This window comes from Pseudomonas sp. SIMBA_041, from assembly GCF_046535095.1.
GTDB lineage: Bacteria > Pseudomonadota > Gammaproteobacteria > Pseudomonadales > Pseudomonadaceae > Aquipseudomonas > Aquipseudomonas mucoides.
Window position 1 is genome coordinate 1 of the sequence record NZ_JAWRXJ010000603.1, and the last position, 254, is coordinate 254.

The window sequence follows — 254 nt, forward strand, 5'->3', positions numbered from 1 at the left end:
CTGGCTGGCGCGGAAGGCGCTGAAGTCGTGGGTGCCCAGCAGGAACGCGGCGGCTTCGGCCATGCGTTCGACATCCAGCGGGCGGTGGTTCCAGGTCACCTCCTCGGCCAGGTGTGCCGGGCGGATCGGGTCGTTGTAGATGACGTAGCGGTAACGCCGCGCCGTGGCCTTGAACCGGGCGTGGAAGTCTGACGGCATCGGGCGCGACCAGACCACACTGATGTCGTGGGGCAGGTTGAAATTGGTACCCAGGG

The 254-nt window shown here is 66.9% G+C and carries 1 pseudogene; it reads right to left on the reverse strand.

Going from position 1 to position 254, the window contains the following annotated elements:
- Window positions 1–254 (reverse strand): annotated as a pseudogene (locus SB725_RS32530) (tRNA pseudouridine(38-40) synthase TruA); the annotation flags it as partial.